This is a genomic window from Exiguobacterium sp. UBA1053, assembly GCF_002316465.1.
GTDB classification, from domain to species: domain Bacteria; phylum Bacillota; class Bacilli; order Exiguobacteriales; family Exiguobacteriaceae; genus Exiguobacterium_A; species Exiguobacterium_A abrahamii.
On record NZ_DCDO01000013.1, the window covers coordinates 881753 to 898629 of the forward strand.

General features: G+C 44.4%; 10 protein-coding genes and 1 pseudogene. 6 read left to right on the forward strand and 5 right to left on the reverse strand.

The window, feature by feature from the left end:
- Nucleotides 1–43 precede the first annotated feature (43 nt).
- The 4 genes from B3G15_RS12185 to B3G15_RS12200 all read left to right on the forward strand — a co-directional run bounded on the left by B3G15_RS12185 (nt 44) and on the right by B3G15_RS12200 (nt 3873).
- Complete coding sequence (locus B3G15_RS12185) at nt 44–1564, forward strand: recombinase family protein (protein ID WP_290721368.1); 1521 nt, start codon at nt 44–46, stop codon at nt 1562–1564.
- A 150-nt stretch (nt 1565–1714) separates the two neighbouring features.
- Complete coding sequence (locus B3G15_RS12190) at nt 1715–2119, forward strand: hypothetical protein (protein WP_290721371.1); 405 nt, start codon at nt 1715–1717, stop codon at nt 2117–2119.
- A 283-nt stretch (nt 2120–2402) separates the two neighbouring features.
- Entirely contained in the window at nt 2403–3287 is an 885-nt protein-coding gene (locus tag B3G15_RS12195; RefSeq protein WP_290721374.1) for a tyrosine-type recombinase/integrase, read from the forward strand.
- 202 nt (nt 3288–3489) lie between these two features.
- Nucleotides 3490–3873, forward strand: a complete 384-nt coding sequence (locus tag B3G15_RS12200; RefSeq protein ID WP_290721377.1) for a helix-turn-helix domain-containing protein — start codon at nt 3490–3492, stop codon at nt 3871–3873.
- A 508-nt stretch (nt 3874–4381) separates the two neighbouring features.
- Here B3G15_RS12200 and B3G15_RS12205 read toward each other — a convergent pair.
- Nucleotides 4382–4750 (reverse strand): hypothetical protein, encoded by a 369-nt coding sequence (locus B3G15_RS12205; protein ID WP_290721379.1) that lies wholly within the window; start codon nt 4748–4750, stop codon nt 4382–4384.
- Between the two features lie 276 nt (nt 4751–5026).
- On the opposite strand from B3G15_RS12205, the pseudogene B3G15_RS12210 reads away from it, so the two are divergent.
- Both B3G15_RS12210 and B3G15_RS12215 read left to right on the forward strand, forming a co-directional pair.
- A pseudogene (locus B3G15_RS12210) lies at nt 5027–7087 on the forward strand (thioredoxin domain-containing protein).
- Between the two features lie 201 nt (nt 7088–7288).
- A complete protein-coding gene (locus B3G15_RS12215; protein WP_290721382.1) occupies nt 7289–10873 on the forward strand; it encodes an SH3 domain-containing protein in 3585 nt (1194 codons plus the stop codon).
- A gap of 636 nt (nt 10874–11509) precedes the next feature.
- Here the strand turns inward: B3G15_RS12215 and B3G15_RS12220 are convergent.
- From B3G15_RS12220 to kdpA, 4 genes are read right to left on the reverse strand one after another with little or no spacing between them, the layout of a single operon-like run.
- Complete coding sequence (locus B3G15_RS12220) at nt 11510–12598, reverse strand: universal stress protein (RefSeq protein ID WP_290721384.1); 1089 nt, start codon at nt 12596–12598, stop codon at nt 11510–11512.
- Nucleotides 12595–13116 carry a K(+)-transporting ATPase subunit C gene (gene kdpC, locus B3G15_RS12225; RefSeq protein ID WP_290721386.1) on the reverse strand — a complete coding sequence of 174 codons (522 nt, stop codon included), beginning with the start codon at nt 13114–13116 and terminating at the stop codon, nt 12595–12597. Before kdpC ends, B3G15_RS12220 begins: the two co-directional genes overlap by 4 nt.
- A 14-nt stretch (nt 13117–13130) precedes the next feature.
- On the reverse strand, nt 13131–15200 hold the full coding sequence (gene kdpB / locus B3G15_RS12230) for a potassium-transporting ATPase subunit KdpB (protein WP_023469376.1): 2070 nt from the start codon (nt 15198–15200) through the stop codon (nt 13131–13133).
- Nucleotides 15201–15217: 17 nt separating this feature from the next.
- Nucleotides 15218–16858 carry a potassium-transporting ATPase subunit KdpA gene (kdpA, locus tag B3G15_RS12235; RefSeq protein WP_214724014.1) on the reverse strand — a complete coding sequence of 547 codons (1641 nt, stop codon included), beginning with the start codon at nt 16856–16858 and terminating at the stop codon, nt 15218–15220.
- Nucleotides 16859–16877 lie beyond the last annotated feature (19 nt).

Genomic DNA, 16877 nt, shown 5'->3' on the forward strand with positions numbered 1-16877 from the left:
CAAAAGCAATAAAGTTATTATATCATTGGGTTTACAGCTATTCATGGAGGTTACAACTATCAATTATCCCAAAAAGATTACAAACGTTGCAATTTACCTTAGAAAATCTCGACAAGACAAATCAGAAGTTGATGCTTTAGAAAAGCACAGAATTCAATTAGTTAATTTCGTTGAAAACAATAATTGGAGTTATGAAATTATTGAAGAAATCGGAACTTCTCAAGACATCTCTTTCCGTAAAAAGTTCTCATACCTACTTAAACAAGTTGAATCGAATATATTTGATGCAGTAGTCTGTATGGACTTTGATCGCATAACTCGTGCTGGTATGGATGAATACTCAGTCATTCAAAAAGCATTTGCTACTAATCAAACATTGATTATTACACCTCATGAGTTCTATGACTTATCAGATTCAGAAAACATAATGAATCCTATCAAAGCCGTTATGGGAAACTATGAGTTTTTACAAATAAGAAAACGATTAAAAGAAGGTAAGGTACGTTCTGCAAGGATGGGGAAATGGGTAAATGGTAAACCTCCTTACGGCTATTGGTATGACCGAAATACAAAGCAGTTAGAGATTATGGAAGATGAAGCTAAGGTCGTTCAAATGATTTTTAGTCGTTACCTCGAAAAGACTGCAATGTATAAAATTGCACATGAATTAAATCTTTTAGGTTATCGTACTTCTAATGGTTCCTTTTTTCAAGATGCTACCATTTCTCGAATCTTAAACAATCGAGTGTATATAGGGGATAACGTTTTTGGTAAATCAAAAGGAAGTGGACATCTTAATAAGAAGACCACAACCTTAGAGTATAAAGACGAAGATGATTGGATCATTGTTCCTAACTCTCATCCCCCTATTATCGATAAAGAAACTTTTGATAAAGTTAAAATAGATATAAAAAAACGAACTCGAATGCCTACTAAAGCACGTAGCGGACGCTATGCACTGTCTGGACTATTATTTTGTGGCAAGTGTGGACATTCAATGCGATTCAATCGTAAAGACCTTGTAAAACGAAAAAATGTTTCCTATGTTGTTAAGTGTCAATCTTCAGATCCTTTTGGAAATAGATGTGATAATAAAGGAATTGAACTTAAGACCCTAATTACAGAAATAGAGAGACAAGTAAATACAAAAATCTTATCGATTAAAGACTCGTTCGTAGACGATACAAAAGATACACTTTCTAACTTGAATCAAGAAAGTAAACTGAAGACTTCAGAAATAAATAAACATAATTTGAGTCTCGAACGCATAAAAGAACTTTATATCGAAGGAGAAATTGATAAAGAAGAAAGAAAATCTCGTTCAGACACCATCCTTTCTAAGATCGATAAGTTAAATAAAGAACTGATTAATATAGAGAACTCTATAGCAGAAACATCTAATCAAACAAAAAAAGAAAGAATACTTCGATTCGAAGAATTTAAAAGTACTTTTTCAATGGAGAATGATGACGAATCAATTAATCATGCCCTTCGAGAATTAATTAAAAGCATTCATTACACTCGAGTCGATAACACTATCACATTAGAACTAACTTATATGTAATTCATTAAAAATATAGACCTTAAGAATTCGTACATTCTTAGGTCTTTTTCTTTTTAAATACGTATTTACGCATTACGTAAATTGGTTATATTTAACAATTGAATATCATTTATAGTATACTATTCTTAATTAAAAAAAGGAGGAATAACAATGCGATTTGTAAACACTCATTATCATGAAGTACAACATTTAATTTTTAATGCTGAAAACTTACCATATAACAAAGATATGCGTATTTTATCAAGATCCGAATTCTCTACTTTGTTCAAATTAGATAGACAAGGTTTATTGTCTCTTAAAGACTCTAATATGCTTATATGTTTAATGACATTAGGTTCAAAAGAACATACTTTAGAATATCTCTCAAGAAGAGTACATTCACCCGTTGATGAAGTAAATAACGCACTTAAAAAATTTGTAGATCTGAAATTAGTAAATAAAGTTGAAGATACTTATGATTTCCTTCCATTCAATTACATCCTTTTTAACTTCCATGAAGATAATCCAAAATTTAAGACACTGAAATCAATTTATCAGTATGCCCAAAAGCTATAAATTATTCGTCATAAATCGTCACTTCTATTTAGTAACCATTTTATTAACCATCTTTATAGATCACTGGTGTGTATAGACTTTCCCTCATTAAACGTTCGTTCATTTAGAGAGACATGACAATTATATAGTGAGACGATTATACGATAATTTCGTCGTATAATTGTAATTATGCGACGAAAGACTAGAATAAGTTGCCCTAAATCATTGGAATCGACTTAAGTTCGTCGTATAATAAAATTAAATATTCGTCGTATAATAATATACGCACCAAGGGGACGACATGATGAACATTCAAATAACAATGGAAAACTACTTAAACGAACTTGAATCGAATAAATCAGCCCATACGATTAAGTCGTATCGTTCAGCATTACAACGTTTTGTGAAATGGTTAGATGAATCATGGGACAATGTAAACGAACTGGAATACATCACACCATCTATTATTCGTGATTATAAAGCGTTCTTAGAACTGAAGTACAAACCCGCTACATCGAACCAGGCTTTGATTGTACTGAAGAACCTACTGGAATATGCGGAATCGAAGGGGGTCCATTTTGTCACCAGTCCACTATCATCGATCAAACTCAAATCCGTGGCACAACAGAATGAAACAAAGTGGTTAGAACGTTCTGATATTCCCAAGCTGTTCCATGCGATTGATGTAATGGAACGTACCAACGATGTACGTAAGTCGATGTATCGGGCTATTATAGGTGTCCTGGTGAACTGTGGTCTACGTGTGAGTGAAGTTGTAGCCCTTAAAGCAGATGATGTGAATATGAAAGGTGGAATGATTTACGTTCGTGGCGGTAAGGGTGACAAGTATCGTACAGTGCCGTTCGGTGCAAAGACTGCAATGCTATTACATGATTGGTTAGCGGTGCGTGAAGACGACAATGAATTTATGTTTTATTCAAAACGTAGCCCACAAATGACAACACGGGCTGTTCAGCACATCGTACAACGTCTATCGAATGACACCGGAATAGATTTCACCGTTCATCAGTTGCGTCATACATTCGCTAAGAACGTAGCGGACAGCACAGGACGAATTGAAGCCGTTTCATCGTTGTTAGGTCACACAAGTATTCAAACAACGAAGCGTTACATTGAACCATCAATGAAAGAACTACAAGCATACGTAAGTGAGGTCGAGTCCTATTAAATGGATTCGGCTTTTTTTATTTATTAGATGATGGGTACACAGGGGGGGATGGGGGTAGTATCAACGACCATAAGCCTGATCAAAATAGATACCTATATAAAAGATACTTAGTATATTTTTGTCACAATCAGCTTTCGTTTACCCCAACTAATAAGTATAGAAATATTTCTATGACTTATTATGATAGGAAGTGTTTTAAATTATGAAAAATGAAGAAGTAGATAGCTTATTTCTCAAAGTTCATTTGAGTTTTTACAAAAGTGGATTATCTAGCAAACTAGGTTCAGCAAGAAGTAATGTCTTACTCACATTAGCTACTTATATGAATGAACGTGGTGGTTGCTATCCTACTCAAAGACAATTAGCTGAAAGAAGCGGAATGGACTTAAAGACAATAAATAAACATATTAATTCTCTGTTAGCGGTCAGGATCAACGGAAAGCCAATTGTTACAAGAGAACTTGTAAGTAGAAATTCCTATAAAAATTCTATTTATACAATTCATCCGATTTCTCAAATTAGTATATTTAAAGGAGAAATCGAACAAATAGATAATGACTACGTATTTGAAACAGTACGTTTGTAGCAAAAAGATAATTAATGTTAGTTATCACAAACGTTTGTGATAGCTAATGTTGTATAAATTACTACACGCTTGTTGGAATATTTGCCGAAACTATAAGGAATTATTCCTACTTAACAAGAACCAATTAACAAGAACCATAAACAATATAAACATGAGGAGATAAATCTCCTCCATTATAAATTCAAATAGACTGAAGAATTTTAATCATTTACAAACAATAAGATTAGAAATATTTATTCAGGTTTATTGTAATATGTCACATTCTATAAATGTTTACCCCAACTAATACATGAAGGGGGATGCATTAACATGAATAACAAAGCTGGTAAAAGTAGAATCATCATAAACATTGTTGAACGAAATCAACCAAGTTACGAATCGATTAATCAATACAATAAGCAATTATGGAAGCTGTTCGAACAACATAATCTTAAAAAATAATTTTATGCCTATTGGTTCATATAAAAAAGCCCTTATAACATTTTTGTTATTTGGGCTTTTATCTTTTTTAATAATCTTCATATTCAGCATTTTCATTAGGTATAGAAAATGCTTCTCCACAAAATGAAATAGCTTGTTCAGTCCGTTTTAGTTTTCGGATTGAATTAGCAAATAGTGAATCATAATTAGTACTCAACGTTCCTTCTTCTTTTTTATTTTTCCAACCTAAATCATTATCTTGAACAGCTTTTTGTTGGATTTTCAGAACTTCTATCGCTTTATGTTTACCATATAATTCACACTGATTAGTTAAGTATGCATCTGCTATTTCGCTGTCTACTATTTCAAATTGATCTAAATAATCTTCTGCTTCACTTCTATCTAGTTCTTCAACATCAATGTACGTTAAATAACGATTTTCAATTACGCCACCCATCATTTTCCCTCCTAATGTTAATAAAATAGATTTTTAATGAAAATACAGCTTTAGTTACTTTGTATATCTTACGAAATAAACGAATTATAGGTTTCAAAATGAAATCCATTTATTTTCCATTCATTTCACTTAACGCTTGAATATACTTCATATCTTTAGTCTAGCTTTCACTAAATTAATTTTTGGTTTATACAATCTAAATATCTAAACGCTGTATAACAAAGGTACAATAATCACGTAAAGAAAAAATCTCATTAGAAAGTGTGGTGATGCCCTATGAAATCTAACTCGAAACCCAATAGATTAATTGCAGAAAAATCTCCTTATTTGTTACAACATGCATACAATCCAGTGAATTGGTATGCCTGGGGAGAAGAAGCTTTCGAAACTGCAAAACGAGAAAACAAACCTGTTTTTTTATCTATTGGGTATAGTTAGGATGTAATGAGTACTTGTCATTGGTGCCATGTGCTGTCTCACGAAAGCTTCGAGGATGAAGAAACGGCACGCCTCTTGAACGAACGCTACATCGCAATCAAGGTCGACCGGGAAGAACGTCCTGACATTGACCACTTGTATATGACGGCGGCTCAAGTCATGAACGGACAAGGCGGCTGGCCACTGAGCGTCTTCATGACAGCGGACCAGCAACCGTTTTATATCGGTACGTATTTTCCGAAGACGCCTCAATTCAACCGCCCGAGTTTTCGTCAGGTGACGCTTCAGCTAAGCGAGCAATTCCGCCGTTCACCAGAAAAAATCGCACAAGTCGGTCAGAACATGTCGCAAACGCTTCGCGACGTATTGCAGCCTACAGCGTCTACTAGTACTTGGAATGAATCCATCATTCACGAGACCTTTGATCAAACGATGCGCCAATTTGACCGTCAACACGGTGGATTCGGCGGGGCACCGAAGTTTCCGTCGCCAGCCCTGCTTCGTTTCTTGCTTGATTATTATCAATACGCGGAAGACGAGACGGCGCTCCATATGGTCATGCGATCATTGATCGCGATGCGTGACGGTGGGATGACCGATCAAGTCGGCTACGGTTTGTTCCGCTATACGGTCGATGCCGAGTGGCAGATTCCTCATTTCGAGAAAATGCTGTACGACAATGCTTGGTTCGCGACCTTATGCATCGAGACGTATCAAGTGACCGGACAAATCCGCTTCCGACGTTACGCGGAAGAAGTCCTATCGTTCACAGAGCATGAGATGACTGCCCCGGACGGTACCTTCTACGCCGCACTAGATGCAGATAGTGAAGGCGGTGAAGGACACTATTATACGTTCACAGCAACTGAACTGACGGACTTACTCGGACCAGACGCACTGTTCCCGCACTTTTACCATGCTTCACCATCAGGAAATTTCGAAGGACGAAACGTCTTTTACCGGACGGGACGAACACTCGAGACATTCGCACGTTCTGTTCACTTGTCGCCTGCTGAGACAGCGGCGCAACTCGAACGCGAGCACCAGCTTCTTCTTCGTGCGCGAAATGAACGTCCGCGTCCATTTCGTGACGATAAGCGCTTGACATCGTGGAACGCGATGATGATCTCGACGTTCGCTAAAGCCGGTCGCATCTTTAATGAACCGCATTATACACGTGTCGCAACGCGTGCGATGACATCACTTGAACGATTCGTTCGTACCGAACAGCAACTTGCCGTTCATTACCGCGAAGGACAAGCGACCGGACACGGATTCCTCGATGACTATGCTTATTTGATTGACGCACATCTTGAACTGTTTCAATCGACACGACGAGCGCTTCATCTAGAGGAAGCTTTAGTACTTGCAGATGTGCTACAAGATCAGTTCCAGACAGTAGATGGCTATTTTTATCTGACATCTTCACGCTCCGACGAGCTACTCGTTCGTCCACTTGATCTGTATGATGGGGTCACACCGGCTGGAAATAGCGTTGCCTTGCATGCCTTCTTCACGCTCAGTCGCCTCACCGGGCGTCTCGTCTATCAGGAAAGTGCCGAACGGGCTCTTACGGCATTAGTAGAAGAAGTCGAGCAACAACCAACGGGCTTCGCCTCACTTGTCAGTACGTTCACCTATCGGCAGATGGAACCGAAGGAATTGATCATCTTGATTCCTGAAGAGTCGGAAATCCCAATCGAAATCAATCAACTGCAACAGATGCGCTTACCGGAAGTCGCCTTATTGATTGGGACGAAGCGTGACCTTCTACCGCTTGTACCATTGATCGCAGATTATCCTGAACCAAACGTACCTACCGCTTATCTCTGTCATGATTTTTCGTGTGAACGACCAACGACGAATCTGACAGAACTCCTCGCTCGTCTCAACATCTGATCATTTCCCCTCTTGTTTAAACAAACAGGAGGGTTTTTCAAAAAACCAGACCCCTTTTTTCAAAATAATTCAATATCTTATTCATAAAAATCCGATATTGTCGATAGTAAGGATAGGCAATAGATTCCACAACTTAGACTTAGACATCCTAGAAGCCGATTCCGTCCATCCGGACGAATATCTACTAGGAGGAAAGATACTTTGAACACGACATCATTCTCGAAGACCTTGAAGGTGTTCGCGAGCTTTCTCATCGTTTTCAGCATCGTTTTAACATCTTTACCCGTAGCTGAAGCAGCGACGACGAAAGCAACGACCTACCGTCTGTCTACCGATAGTTATCTGTACGACAAGACGGCATCTTCTCGGAAGCGCTTGTTGACGATCAAGACCGGAACTGTCGTTTCATCCACGTATGCTTCTGGCGCATTCAGAAGAGTCACATACGCTGGAAAAACGGGATATGTCGCGTCGAAATACCTCACGCTGTACGAAAAGAAACAAACCGTTTCTGGACAGCGCTACCTCGTCCTCAAAAAAACACCGATCAAAAAGACGGCAGTGGATACTGCAGCGACGATCGGTACGTTGAACGAAGAGGATGTGTACTACACGTCACAACGTGTGACAAATCCATATGGCGAAACATGGTACCGCGTCAAATATGACGGGAAGACGGGCTATGTCGCTGCTGGTGCAAAAGCAGTTGCCTATAAAAAGGTGACGAACACGACGGCAAGAACGGTCGACGCTTATATCTTGCGCCAATACGCTGGAACAGGCTATCCAAAAGTTCAGACCATTCCATCTGGAAAAGACGTCAAAATCGTCGGTCGGATCGAGGACTGGGTCAGCGTCCAGTACGATGGGAAAAAAGGTTACATGCATCAAGATGCGTTCGCCTCTTCTGAAAAGCAAAGTGTGACCCTGATCCCACAAACACGGTATCAGACGAAAAGTGCGACACCCCTTTACAGTCAAGCGGAACCGAAGAACAGCTTAGCAAGTCTTCCGAAGGGCACGATTGTCACATCAAGCGCTAAGACGGCAACGTATCATCAAGTCACATACGCTGGTAAGACGGGTTATGTCTTATCCGCTACATTGGCAGAGTACACAGAAAAGACGAAGCTTCCGTCTTCACGCTTCCTGTTGACAGCATCACTCGCCATCAAGACGACACCTGCAACAAACGGAAAAACACTTGCGACACTAAGTGCCGGAAACGTCTACTACACGAAGACACGTGTGACGAATCCACTCGGTGAAACATGGTATCAAGTATCGAAGGAAGGTAAAACCGGCTTCGTATTAGCGAATCAGGCAACACCTATCGCTTACGAGTCACAATCAAACCTTTCATTGAAAACGACAGCCGCAACAACGATCCGCTCGTATGCAGGTCCATCATATGCAACAGTACAAACGATCCCGAGCAATACGGTCATCAAGATTTCCGGACGGATCGGTAATTGGTACCGGGTCAGTTATAACGGTAAAACGGGATATGCTGCTTCTAGCACCTTTACGACGCTTGCAACGAAGCAGAAAATTGCAGGGGCACGCTTTGAGCTTGAAAAAGCAGTTTCCATTAAATCTTCACCAGATGCAAAAGCATCCACGCTTGAAACACTACAGAGCGGTGACATCTACTACACGACACAACTCGTGACGTCAAACGGTCAGCAATGGCATCGTGTGAGCAAGGATGGAAAGACAGGCTACATTCCTGTCGGTCAAGGCAAGAGCGTTCGTTATCAATCGGACCGGATCGTCATGCAGACGATGACTTCGACTCCTCTACGTTCATATGCTGGAAACACTTACGCGACCGTCAAAACGATTCCTTCTGGTACGAGCATCACGGTCACTGGAATGATCGATGATTGGTATCGTGTGACGTACAACGGGAAAACAGGTTATATCGCTTCACGTTACGCTAAGGAAAAAGTCATGACGCAATCAATTCCATCTTCTTCTTATCGCCTTGGGCGTACCGTCGAAGTAAAAACGTCACACCAAGCGACAGCTGACACTCTCGTTCGCCTCTCTTCTGGAGACGTCTACACGACGAATCAAGTCGTCACGACTGGTCGTTCGGAGCAATGGCATCGCCTGACGGTCGACGGGAAAACCGGTTACATCCAAATCAATCAAGGTTCACCTGTCACATACGAAAGCGTCAATAACCACCGCTATCAAGCAACGACGGATACGACACTCCAGTCGGATGCCGGTTCAGCTTATGCGACGGTGACGAAGCTGCCAAAAGCAGCCGTCGTTCAAGTAACAGGTAGTCTCGATCAATGGTTAAAAATCAGCTACGCTGGTAAAAACGGCTATGTCTTAAAATCAACACTGACACCGTACACGGAAACGAAAAAGATTACGGGTGCACGCTTCTTGGCGAACCAATCACTTGTCGTCAAACAAGCACCGGACGATCAAGCAGCAACTGTAACGACACTCTCGTTCGGAAATGTCTATTACACATCTTCTTTGATCACGTCGTACACGAACACCTCGTGGCACAAAGTGACGATCGATGGCAAAACGGGGTATATCCGCACCGGACAAAACACGTCATCAATCAAATACGAAGCAAAACAAAAATTGTACGTACGGGCTACATCAAACGTTGCGTTACGCTCTTACGTCGGTAGCTCATACAATGTCATCAAGACGATTCCTCAAAATCTCGTCGTCACTGTCTCTGGTCAAATCGGTGATTGGTATAAGATTTCCTACGATGGGAAAAGTGGATATGCGTATAAGGGGGCGTTCGTGACGACTTCTTCTAAATTAAACGTCTATAACTCCGTCGCGACACCGTATACGTTCGATAGCTTCATCAGCGCACAGATGAAACTGAATCCACCACCGCAAACGGATATCTACAAAAACAAATTGATGTACGTCAGTACGGGTTACGTCCGTCTCGGTGGTGCACTCGATCCAGTCAATGGAACGATTGCGACTGTCACAGCGACGACACCACTCAACATTCGTTCAGGCGCTTCGACAGCAAGTCACGTCTACGGTCAATTCCAGCCTGGTCGGATGATTCGTGTCTATCAATCCGTCAGTGGCTTCTATACGACGTACCCACGTGTCTATTCGAACGCAACGAATTATTCGACGATTCAGTGGCTGAATGCACTCGAAACAGACGTCCGTAACGCTGCTGACCCACTCAAGGTCGACCGAAATTCTTCAGACTTCTATCAGTTCCTTGATTTATCGAAAACAACAGGTGCGACACCTGCGACACTCGATAAGATGTTAGCGAACGTGACGAAAGGCGAAGGAATCTTCAACAAATGTAGCAATGGTAGTTGTGGTCAAGCGTTCATCGATGCTGGTCAAAAATACAGCGTCAACGAAGCTTACTTGATCTCCCACGCTTTGCTTGAGACAGGTAACGGAAAATCGACACTCGCGATGGGTGTGACATGGAATGGACGCAAAGTCTACAACATGTACGGCATTGGTGCGTATGATTACGATGCAATCAACACCGGTGCTGCTTATGCGTACAGTCAAGGTTGGTTCACTCCGGAAGCCGCGATTGTCGGTGGTGCTGAATTCATCAGCACGAAGTACATCCACAATGTCTATGGACAAAATACGCTTTACAAAATGCGTTGGAGTCCGATGCGCCCTGGTAGCCATCAGTACGCAACAGACATGGGTTGGGCCGTCAAACAGACGTCACGGATCTATTCACTCTATCAACAGATGGATAGCTATACAGCAACCTTCGATATTCCGGTTTTCGCTCGCTAAGAGATAGTTAAAAGCATACACGCAAAGGAGTAGTTCTTCTCTTGATAGAGAAAGACTACTCCTTTTTCGTAATGTTGATCCATTTAAAATTCTTCAAGAGTGAGAATCGAAAATAAATAACGTCACTCTCATTTTTATGGTGGACGTTTCCGACATCCTCGCTTTCCACAGGCGGGAGGTAAGCCGCGACATCTCGAACTCCATGCGATTTGTCGGGTCTCACCCTTCCCTGACGGAAGCGCTAACCGCACTTCCTTTTCCTGTAGGAGTCAACGATGTACGGTTGCGTCCTACTAAAACATAGCGAAATGAAATCGATAATCGCATCATTTTTACGGACAAAGTAGTCATTTTCCTTCTTCGTTTCTACTTTCTATACCCGGAAGAAAAAACACGATTTGTTCACTCGAAATCGCTTCCTAGGGAAAAACAAGCAGGAGCGACCCTGCAACGAAGTGAAGCGGCGCGATGCTTGTCCCAGGAAAACGATGCGAGGTGAACAAAAAAGTGCAATCTTTCTCACTAAGAGAAAAACTACACTCTGCCTTCATATGAACGGTACTCCATAATACTACGAAGTACTGTTATTCTTGAATGATACGAAGAGAACCCCTGCATTTACGCGGAAGGGCTCCCCTAGCGTTCCATGTCATCGGCAACGATTTGAATATCGATCCCGCGGACATGACGCATGATTTCATTGATGATCGATCCACGCCGGACTTCCTGCCAACGGGTCCGTGCAGATTGACCGAGGACGATTTGGGTGATGCGATGATGCTTAGCAGCTGCCGTGATCGCTTGGGCGATCGAGCGCTCCCCTTGGATTCGGATCAGTACTTCTGCTCCGAACAAGGAACCACTCTCGCGTACCATCGCAAGTACTTCTTTTTGTTTCGCATTCAATTGATTCTCTGCCGTCGGTAAAATCGTCAGCACATAAAGATCCGCTTTTAGACGACTTGCCATGCGAAAGCCGCGATAGATCAACTTCCGCGCGTTGTTATTGAGCTGGATACAGACGAGGATCCGTTCCTGTAACGATGCTGGATCCTTTTCAATCAACAAGCGTGATTGATAGACTTGATCGTCGACTTCGTCTGCGACCTGACGTAATGATAGCTCACGTAAGCTCGCAAGATTCTGAAGCGAAAAGAACGAATTCAAGCTCTGTTCAATCTTTTCCTTCTTATAAATCTTTCCTTGCTCGAGTCGTTCCCGTAATGTCTGTGGCGTGACGTCGACGAGTAGAATCTCATCGGCTTCACCGAGAAACGGATCCGGGATGCGTTCCCGAACCTCGACGCCCGTCACTTCTTTGACCTTAAAGAGCAAGCTTTCGAAATGCTGGATGTTGACGGCCGAATAGACATTAATTCCTGCTTCAAGCAGTGCTGCGACATCTTGATAGCGTTTCTTTCGTACCGATCCTGGCGCATTCGTATGCGCCAGTTCATCGATCAGTACGATATCCGGGCGACGGGCAATAATCGCGTCCACGTTCACCTCAGGGAATGTCTTGTCCTTATAGACGACTTCAAGTAGCGGAACTTGTTCGAGTTGCCCGACCATCTCCGCCGTCTCTTTTCGACCATGTGTCTCAATCAGACCGATGACGACATCCTTGCCTTCAAGCGTCAACGTTCGTGCATCTGCAAGCATCTTATACGTCTTTCCGACACCAGGAGCTGAGCCGATATACAGCTTCAGCTTTCCTCGTGTCATGACTTACTCCGATCAAGGGCTAAGTTCAAGCGCAGGACGTTGACGTAATCATGTGTTCCTGCTTCCTTCGTGATCAATTTCCGCACTTCTTCACGCGACAGGTCGCGCGCGGTTGCGATACGCTTCGCCTGAACCAAAGCATAGTCGACTGAGATGTGCGGATCGAAGCCAGAACCGGATGTCACGAGGGCATCGTCCGGAAGCGAAGCGCCGTCCACTTGGTTCTGTTTCTGTAATTCCGCCATCTTCGTGCCAAGCTCCGGGTTCGATGCTGCTAGGTTATCCCCAGCAGACGCTCCCGCTAATTGATCGACCGCCGATGGACGTCCGTGAAAATACTGTTTCGACGTGAACGGCTGGGCAATCAATTCCGATCCGATGAATTTTCCGTTTTCTTGTACTAAAGAACCTTCAGCTTTATTCGGTACGAGTAGTTGACCGAACAGGGTCAATAAAGCGGGAAAGACGATCCCGCATAACGCCGTGACGAAGACCGTCACACGAATGGCTTGTTTCATGATTCGTTTTCTCCTTAGAGGATGCTTGCAAGCAAGACATCGATGATTTTAATCCCAATGAATGGAACGACGACACCGCCAAGACCATAGATCAGTAAGTTACGACCGAGTAATTGATCCGCCGTCATCGGTTTATAGGTAACTCCTCGCATCGCAAGCGGAATCAACATCGGAATGATGATCGCATTGAAGATCAAGGCAGACAAGATCGCGCTCGTCGGGGAATCAAGACGCATGATATTGAGTACTTCCATCTGCGGGATTGCGACCATGAACATTGCCGGGATGATCGCAAAATATTTCGCGACATCGTTTGCGATCGAGAACGTCGTCAAGGCACCCCGTGTCATCAAGAGCTGTTTCCCGATTTCGACGACTTCGATGATTTTCGTCGGGTTCGAATCAAGATCGATCATGTTCGCCGCTTCTTTTGCGGCTTGCGTTCCGCTGTTCATCGCGAGTCCGACATCGGCTTGAGCGAGTGCTGGTGCATCATTCGTTCCGTCTCCTGTCATGGCGACGAGGTGACCGGCTGCTTGTTCCTGCTGGATGACACGAATCTTGTCTTCCGGTTTACATTCCGCGACGAAATCATCGACGCCTGCTTCGCGGGCGATCGTTGCTGCCGTCAATGGGTTGTCACCCGTACACATGACCGTCTTGATCCCCATCTCACGCAACCGATCGAATCGTTCGCGCATACCCGGTTTCACCGTATCTTTCAAATAGATGACGCCAAGGATCGTTGCGTCGATCGCAACGACGAGTGGTGTGCCGCCAAGACGAGAGACCGCATCTACTTTCTCTTGCAAATCATTTGGAATGGTGCCGCCTTGTTCCTTGACCCATTCTTGAATCGCTTGCCCCGCCCCTTTACGCACACGGCGTCCATCTCTTAAGTCGAGTCCGGACATCCGTGTCTCTGCTCGAAACGGTACGATTTCCGCGCCATCTAACCAATGTTGTTCAACCGGCATCGCGCGAAGTTCCGCGAGCTCTAAGACCGATCGTCCTTCAGGTGTCTCATCAGCGAGTGAGGCGAGGATCGCCCCCTCGAACGCCTGCTCGGCAGTACGTCCGCCGACTGGCGTGATCTCCGACGCCATCCGGTTACCGAACGTGATCGTTCCTGTTTTATCCAGGATGATCGTTTGGATATCGCCTGCTGCTTCGACCGCCTTCCCGCTCATCGCGATGACGTTGAAGCGGGTAACGCGGTCCATTCCGGCGATTCCGATCGCGGACAGCAAGCCACCGATTGTTGTCGGAATCAAACAGACGAGTAAGGCGATCAAGATTGGACCCGAAAGATCAAATCCAAGATAGTTCGTAAAGACCGGTAGTGTCATGACGACAAGTAAGAAAATCAACGTCAAGCTCGTCAAGAGTGTTGATAACGCGAGTTCGTTCGGTGTCTTCTGACGACTTGCGCCTTCGACGAGGGCAATCATCTGATCGAGGAACGATTCACCTGGATTACTCGTGATCCGGACTTCGATCTCGTCACTGACGACGAGTGTGCCGCCGATGACCGAGGAGAAATCACCGCCCGCTTCCTTGATGACGGGTGCGGATTCACCGGTGATCGCCGATTCATCAATCGAAGCAAGTCCTTTGATGATTTCACCGTCACCCGGTACATACTCCCCTGCTCGGACGAAGACGATATCGCCCTTACGAAGGGTCGCAGACGAAACGCTTTGAATCAGTTGCCCGACACGTTTACGTGCCATGACGTCTGCTTTTGAAGCTTTCAGTGAGTCCGCTTGTGCTTTCCCGCGTCCTTCGGCGATCGATTCCGCGAAGTTCGCGAACAAGACCGTCAAGAAGAGAATGATACTGACCGTCAAGTTAAAGCCCCGCATCTCGTCAATGAAGATCGTGTAACCGATCGCGAGCAAGCAGCCGATCCAGACGACGAACATGATCGGTTGTTTGACCATGTTGACGGGATTTAATTTTTTAAAGGCATCGATCGTCGCTTGACGCGCGATCGAGCCATTGATTGCTGATTTGGATTGGTGTTCCGGCTCCCCGTTCGGTTGGTGTTCCTCGGGCGTCGGATGCATGATTCGTTCCATCATATGCTTTTATCTCCTGTTCACATCGTCAGCCAATCCGCGACTGGTCCAAGTACGAGCACTGGCAAGAATGTCAATGCACCGACGAGTACGACCGTACCGAGGAAGACTGTTCCGAAGAGTGGTGTGTCTGTCTTAAACGAAAATTCATCTTGCGGGACGGATGGCTTCGCTTTAAGCGAACCAACGATTGCAAGCATCAAGATCAATGGAATGTAGCGTCCGAAGAACAACGCGAATGACGTCGAGACGTTCCAGTAGACGTTTGCGTCGCCGAGTCCTTCAAAACCTGATCCGTTGTTCGCCGTCGCGGACGTGAACTCATACAAGACTTGCGACAGTCCGTGATAGCCTGGGTTCGAGATGCCGGCGACGCCTGGTGCAGCGTACATCGAGATCGCCGTTCCAACGAGAATCAGGAATGGCGGCACGAGTAGCGCGATCGCGATCATCTTCACTTCGAACGTCTCGATTTTCTTCCCGAGGAACGTCGGTGTCCGACCGATCAAGAGACCTGTCAGGAAGACGGCGACGAAGGCATAAAGCAAGACGTTCAAGAATCCTGCACCTGCTCCACCGTAAACGACGTTAAGCATCATATTGCCGAGCTGGATCAATCCAGCGAGCGGATGCAGTGAGTCGTGCATCGCGTTGACCGCACCGGTTTCAGCTGCCGTCGTAATCGAACTGTAGAGCGCCGTTCCGATTTGACCGAACCGTAGTTCCTGACCGTGTGCCGTTGGATTCGCAAGCAAGCTCCCTGCCATCCCGACCGTCATCATGATGAAGAGAAGCGTCATGACTCCAAGGAATAGTCGACCTTGTTTCGCGGAACCGATGATTTTGCCGTAAGCGATTGGAAGTGACATCGGAATCAGTAGCATCAAGAACATCTGGATGAAGTTGACGAATTGGTTCGGGTTCTCGAATGGATGAGCACCATTGACACCAAAGAAACCACCACCGTTGTTCCCGAGCTGTTTGATGACTTCAAACGCAGCAACCGGTCCACGGTAAATCAACTGCTTCGCTCCTTCGAGCGTCGTGACGCTGACCGCCCCTCCGAACGTCTGTGGTACACCGAAGACGATCATGACCATCCCGAACACGAGTGAAATCGGAATCAGGATTCGCAAGATGAAGCGAACGAAGTCGGCATAGAAGTTACCGAGTGGTTTGTTCGCAAGACCACGAATGACAGCGATACAGACCGTGAACGCCATCGTTGGAGCGACGAACAACATCGTTCCAAGGACGAACGTTTGCGAGAGATATGAGAGTGCCTCGCCTGAATAGTGTTGTTGATCGGTGTTCGTCATGAAACTGATTGTCGTATGCAACGCTGTCGACCAATCGAGATTCACAGCACCGTTCGGATTCAAGGGTAGACTGCCTTGGAAACGAAGTAGCAAATAACCACCGATGAAGAAGAAAATATTTACAAGCAACAAACTTTTCGAGTAACCGACCCACGATTGATCGTGTTTCTTTTCATCGACGCCGAGTAACAAAAGAAGTCGTCGTTCGACCTTACCGATTTTATCGACCCGACGCTCTGCGACAGGTGCGAAGTATATCCCGATGTAGCGACCAAGCAAGACCGCCGCGCAAAGTGCGATGACGAGTAGGATCCAAAATTGGATCATGAATTGAGTCCACATGTTTTTCTTTTCTCCCTAT